We start from the raw sequence: 5656 nt of genomic DNA, 5'->3' as shown, positions 1-5656 counted from the left end.
CCACGGCGCGGATGCCAGCCGGCTTGCCTCCGCCAGCGCCATGCTGCTGTTTCATGCAACTGCCATATTGGCGGCGGTCACCTTGCTCGCGCGCAGCCTTCTGCACGGCAGAATTGGCCTGATCGCCGCATTCGGCTTCGTGATCGGCGCTGTGATATTCGCCGGCGACCTCACCCTGCGGCAATATGCGGGGCATTCGCTGTTTCCGATGGCAGCGCCGACAGGTGGAACGCTGATGATCTTGAGCTGGCTGGCGGTGACGCTGGCGGCGGTGGTGGGGAAACGCTGATCCGTAGCCCGGATGGAGCGCAAGCGAAATCCGGGGTTCTTACCGCGAACACCGGTCCCGGATTACGCTGCGCTCCATCCGGGCTACACATCAGCAACGCTTTGCGCCTCGCCCGCCAATCAGATAGAACGCGAACCCGCGTTAGTCCCGCCAGCGAGATCCGTGACATGACCGACATCTCCCCGCTCGACCAGGCCCGCATCCTGTCCGAAGCGCTGCCGCACATGCAGCAGTACGACGAAGAAACCATCGTCATCAAATATGGCGGCCACGCCATGGGCGACGAGGAGACCGCGAAGAATTTTGCCCGCGACATCGTGCTGCTCGAGCAGACCGCGATCAATCCGGTGGTGGTGCATGGCGGCGGCCCGCAGATCGCGACCATGCTCAAGCGCCTCGGCATCGTCTCGGAATTCGCAGCCGGCCTGCGCATCACCGACGCCGCCACCATCGAGATCGTCGAGATGGTGCTGGCCGGCTCGGTCAACAAGCAGATCGTCGGCTACATCAACGAGGCCGGCGGCAAGGCCGTGGGTCTCTCCGGCAAGGACGGCAACATGGTGAAGGCGTCGAAGACGACGCGCACCATCATCGATCCGGACTCGAACATCGAAAAGGCAATCGATCTCGGCTTCGTCGGCGATCCCGAGAAGGTCGATCTGACGCTGCTCAACCAGCTGATCGGCTACGAGCTGATCCCGGTGCTGGCGCCGCTCGCGACCTCCAAGGAGGGCCAGACGCTGAACATCAACGCGGACACCTTTGCCGGTGCCGTGGCGGGCGCGCTGAAGGCCAAACGCCTGTTGCTGCTTACCGACGTGCCCGGCGTGCTCGACAAATCGAAGAAGCTGATCCCCCAGCTCTCGGTGAAGGACGCGCGAAAGCTGATCGCCGACGGCACCATTTCCGGCGGCATGATCCCGAAGGTCGAGACCTGCATCTACGCGCTGGAGCAGGGCGTCGAGGGCGTCGTCATCATCGACGGCAAGATGCAGCACGCGGTGCTGCTCGAGCTGTTCACCAACCAGGGCACGGGAACGCTGATCCACAAGTGATGGACGAACGCGACCAGCGGAAAAAGGCCGGCATGTCCGGGCTCGCCTTGGGCATCCAGAGCTCTCGCCTCGGACAGTCATTCCGGGGCGCCCGCAGGGCGAACCCGGAATCTCGAGATTCCGGGTCTGGTCCTTCGGACCATCCCGGAATGACGAAGGTGAAACATCGCCGCTCGGCCCTCACCCGTTTCCTGATGACGCTGCCGGCCGCGGCCATCTCGCTCTTCTTCTCCTCCGCGCCTGCTTTCGCCGACCTGAAGATCTGCAACCGCATGTCCTACGTGGTCGAGGCCGCGATCGGCATCGACGACAAGGCGGCGACCGCGACGCGCGGCTGGTTCAGGATCGATCCCGCCACCTGCCGCGTCGTGGTGCAGGGCACGCTCACCGCCGACCGCATCCTGCTTCACGCCCGCGCGCTCGGCGTCTACGGCGCCTCGCCGATCCCGCAGAACGGCCACGACTTGCTGTGCGTGGCGCAGGAGAATTTCGTCATCGCCGCCGCGCGGCAATGCCGCAGCGGCCAGACCCAGGCGGCGTTCACGCAAGTGACGCCGACGCAGGCCGACGACGGCAATCTCGTCGCCTATCTCGCCGAGGATTCCGAATATGACGACGAGCAGGCGCGACTGGCCGGCATCCAGCGGCTCCTGGTGATCGCAGGCTACGACATCGGCGCCATCGACGGCGTCGACGGGCCGAAGACGCAAGGAGCGCTCGCCGCGTTCCTGAAGAGCCGCGGACTGTCGTCCGACGCAGTCTCTTCGCCAGGCTTCTTCAAGACCCTGGTCGATGCGGCGCAGACGCCGTCCACCAGCGGTCTCACCTGGTGCAACGACACGCCGCACAAGGTGATGGCGGCAATCGCGACCGATGACGGCAAGTCCGTCACCAGCCGCGGCTGGTATCGCATCGATCCCAAGACCTGCCTGCATCCTGACTTGTCCGGCCAGCCCAAGCAGATCTTCAGCTTCGCGGAAGCCGTGGACAGCGACAACCGCGCCATCAGGCTGAAGGACAAGCCACTGAACTGGGGCGGCGGCAAGCAGCTCTGCACCCGCGAGACCAAGTTCGAGACCAATGAGCAGACCGATTGCGGTGCGCGCGGATTCATGGCGACGGGGTTTGGCGTGGTGGACATGAGCAGTGGCGGCAAGACGCTGCGCTTTGCGTTGCCGTGATGGGTGGGCCGCAAATACGGTGTCGTCCCGGCCTGGTGCGCAATTGTGCGCGGGGGCCGGGACGACAGCGGAGCGTGGAGCAGCGATTGCGCTTAGCAGATAGAGCATTGAGATGACCCAACCCCGCGCCTTCGCCCATATCGACACCTGGGTGTTCGATCTCGACAACACGCTCTACCCGCACCACGTCAATCTGTGGCAGCAGGTCGATGCCAGGATCGGCGAGTTCGTCTGCAACTGGCTGAACGTGACGCCCGCGGAAGCGCGCAACATCCAGAAGGACTATTACCGGCGCTTCGGCACCACCATGCGCGGCATGATGACCCTGCATGGCGTGCGCGCCGACGACTATCTCGCCTACGTGCACAAGATCGACCATTCGCCGCTGGAGCCGAATCCGGCGCTCGGCGCAGCCATCGCAAAGCTGCCGGGACGCAAGCTGATCCTGACCAACGGCTCGGTCGATCATGTCGATGCGGTGCTGGCGCGACTGGGCCTCAGCTCGCATTTCGACGGCGTGTTCGACATCATCGCCGCTGAATTCGAGCCCAAGCCGGCGGCGCAGACCTATCGGAAATTCCTCGATCTGCACGCGGTCGACGCAACCAGGGCCGCCATGTTCGAGGATCTCGCCCGCAACCTCACCGTTCCGCACCAGCTCGGCATGACCACGGTGCTGGTGGTGCCTGACGGCACCAAGGACGTGGTGCGCGAGGATTGGGAGCTGGAGGGCCGCGATGCGGCCCATGTCGACCACGTCACGGAGGACCTGGCGGGGTTTTTGGCGGGGTTGTCGCGGTGAAGACGTAGCGGCCGCCGTCATTCCGGGGCGCCCGAAGGGCGAACCTCAGGTGCGCAATTGCGCACCGGGGAATCTCGAGATTCCGGGTTCGATGCTTCGCATCGCCCCGGAATGACCGGGGAGGATGGCCAAGACAAGCCCAGCAACCACGATTGTGCGCTTGACTTGACCTTTCCAAATCCCGAAAAAGCGCCCCAATCCATCAAATTCCCCGCTCCCAAGAGGAAATCCCGATGTCCCTGTCCGCCCTGGAATCCACCATCAACAGCGCTTTCGAGGCGCGTGACGGCATCTCGACCTCGACCAAGGGCGAAGTCCGCGAGGCCGTGAACCAGGCGCTGGAGACCCTGGACAAGGGCGAGGCGCGCGTGGCCGAGCGCGGGGCCGACGGCAAGTGGAAGGTCAATCAGTGGCTGAAGAAGGCCGTGCTGCTGTCGTTCCGTCTCAATGACATGGACGTCATTGCCGGCGGCCCGGGCCAGGCCAACTGGTGGGACAAGGTGCCCTCGAAGTTCGAAGGCTGGGGCCCGAACCGTTTTCGCGACGCCGGTTTTCGCGCGGTGCCTGGCGCCGTGGTGCGCCGCTCGGCCTTCATCGCCAGGAACGTCGTGCTGATGCCGTCCTTCGTCAATCTCGGCGCTTATGTCGATGAGAGCACCATGGTCGACACCTGGGCCACCGTCGGCTCCTGCGCGCAGATCGGCAAGCGCGTGCACATCTCCGGCGGCGCCGGCATCGGCGGNGAGCCGCTGCAGGCCGAGCCCGTGATCATCGAGGACGATTGCTTCATCGGTGCGCGCAGCGAGGTCGCCGAGGGCGTGATCGTGCGCAAGGGCGCGGTGCTGTCGATGGGCGTGTTCCTGGGCGCCTCGACCAAGATCGTCGACCGCGAGACCGGCGAGATCTTCATGGGCGAGGTCCCGGAATATGCCGTCGTGGTGCCCGGCGCGCTGCCCGGCAAGCCGATGAAGAACGGCCAGATCGGCCCGAGCACCGCCTGCGCCGTGATCGTCAAGCGCGTCGACGAGCGCACGCGCGCGAAGACCAGCATCAACGAGCTGCTGCGGGACTGAGTTCTGCCTGCAAAGACGCAATCCGTCACCCTGAGGTGGCCGCCTCTTGGGCGGCCCTCGAAGGGCGACGGCCCGGCTGCCGGCTGCATCGTGGCCGCGCATCCTTCGAGGCTCCCGGCGCGATGCTTAGCATCGTGCCACTCGCACCTCAGGATGACGGGTCTGGCAGCTTATCGAACCCCCTCCCCCGCCATCGCGACCAATTCCCGGGCGCCCCTTCCTGCCCGGAGCCTTTCGCATGGATTGGACCTGGTACCTCTTCCGCTTCGACGGCCGCATCAACCGCGCCCTGATGTGGCAGGCGCTGCTGATCGTCGCGCTGCTGGCGGCGGTGCTGGAGAACATGAGTCCCATCATCGGCCTGCTCGACGGGACCAGATCCGCAGCCAAGCTCGGCATCGAGTTCGACTTTGACTTCGGTCTCGACGACCTATTTCGGGTCATCGATCCCGGCGCCTGGCATTTGCTGGCCTCGACCGACCGCGTGACGCTGATCCTGAAGGGCCTAGCCTTGCCGTTGTTCCTCTGGATCTATCTGGCGACCGCAATCAAGCGGCTCCACGACCGCGATCGGCGCGGCTGGTGGATCGTGCTTTTCTTCTTCCTACCCAACCTGCTGCTTCACCTCTCGAACCGGCTGTCTCCATCGTTCACTCCGCTCGACTGGGCCTGCTACGCACTTTGGCTGTGGGGCTTCGTCGAGATGTTCATTGCGCCCGGCACGTCGGGCACTAACCGGTTCGGCCCCGATCCGCTGGCCGCGGCCGAGAGCGAATCCGTATCCGCAACGTCCCCTGCGAAAAGCTGGGACCAGAGCCGCGAGCTCGAAATTGTCCCGCCCAGCGCTAGCCCGCCCGCCGGCATGCATGTTAAGCGGGGCGCATGACCGATGCTCTCTCCCTTGCCCGCGACCTGATCCGCTGCCCCTCGGTAACCCCTGAAGACGCCGGCGCGCTCGGTGTGCTTGAGAAAGCGCTTGATGCAGCCGGCTTCATTTGCCACCGCGTGACCTTCAGCGAGGACGGCACCGCCGACGTCGACAATCTCTATGCGCGGATCGGCACCGAAGGCCCGCACATCACCTTTGCCGGCCACACCGACGTCGTGCCGCCAGGCGACGAGAGCGCCTGGAGCGTTGGCGCGTTCTCCGGCGAGGTGAAGGACGGTTTTCTGCACGGCCGCGGCGCGGTCGACATGAAGGGCGGCATTGCGTGCTCGGTGGCCGCGGTGCTGGAGCATCTCGCCGCCAACGGCGG

The 5656-nt window shown here is 65.3% G+C and carries 7 protein-coding genes and 1 pseudogene; all 8 read left to right on the top strand.

Going from position 1 to position 5656, the window contains the following annotated elements; genetic code table 11:
• Nucleotides 1-289 (top strand): DUF423 domain-containing protein (locus AOQ71_RS17480; RefSeq protein WP_245316942.1); only part of this gene is annotated, 289 nt, incomplete at its 5' end.
• 167 nt (nucleotides 290-456) lie between these two features.
• Nucleotides 457-1344: an acetylglutamate kinase gene (gene argB, locus AOQ71_RS17475; RefSeq protein WP_057748412.1), complete on the top strand. Its 888-nt coding sequence runs from the start codon at nucleotides 457-459 to the stop codon at nucleotides 1342-1344.
• A gap of 194 nt (nucleotides 1345-1538) precedes the next feature.
• Nucleotides 1539-2525: a DUF1036 domain-containing protein gene (locus AOQ71_RS17470; RefSeq protein WP_057748477.1), complete on the top strand. Its 987-nt coding sequence runs from the start codon at nucleotides 1539-1541 to the stop codon at nucleotides 2523-2525.
• Between the two features lie 112 nt (nucleotides 2526-2637).
• Nucleotides 2638-3327, top strand: coding sequence for a pyrimidine 5'-nucleotidase (locus tag AOQ71_RS17465; protein ID WP_057748409.1), 690 nt, complete (start codon nucleotides 2638-2640; stop codon nucleotides 3325-3327).
• Between the two features lie 233 nt (nucleotides 3328-3560).
• Nucleotides 3561-4069, top strand: a pseudogene (locus AOQ71_RS48000) (2,3,4,5-tetrahydropyridine-2,6-dicarboxylate N-succinyltransferase); the annotation flags it as partial.
• A gap of 1 nt (nucleotide 4070) precedes the next feature.
• On the top strand, nucleotides 4071-4400 hold a 330-nt coding region (locus AOQ71_RS47995; protein ID WP_283809601.1), incomplete at its 5' end, for a DapH/DapD/GlmU-related protein.
• 238 nt (nucleotides 4401-4638) lie between these two features.
• Nucleotides 4639-5286 (top strand): DUF805 domain-containing protein, encoded by a 648-nt coding sequence (locus tag AOQ71_RS17455; RefSeq protein WP_057748404.1) that lies wholly within the window; start codon nucleotides 4639-4641, stop codon nucleotides 5284-5286.
• Nucleotides 5283-5656 (top strand): M20/M25/M40 family metallo-hydrolase (locus tag AOQ71_RS47990; protein WP_245316941.1); only part of this gene is annotated, 374 nt, incomplete at its 3' end. The genes AOQ71_RS17455 and AOQ71_RS47990, both read left to right, overlap by 4 nt.

The organism is Bradyrhizobium manausense (genome assembly GCF_001440035.1).
GTDB lineage: Bacteria > Pseudomonadota > Alphaproteobacteria > Rhizobiales > Xanthobacteraceae > Bradyrhizobium > Bradyrhizobium manausense.
The sequence above is the reverse complement of the archived record's forward strand: the minus strand, read 5'-3'. Positions and strand labels throughout refer to the sequence as shown.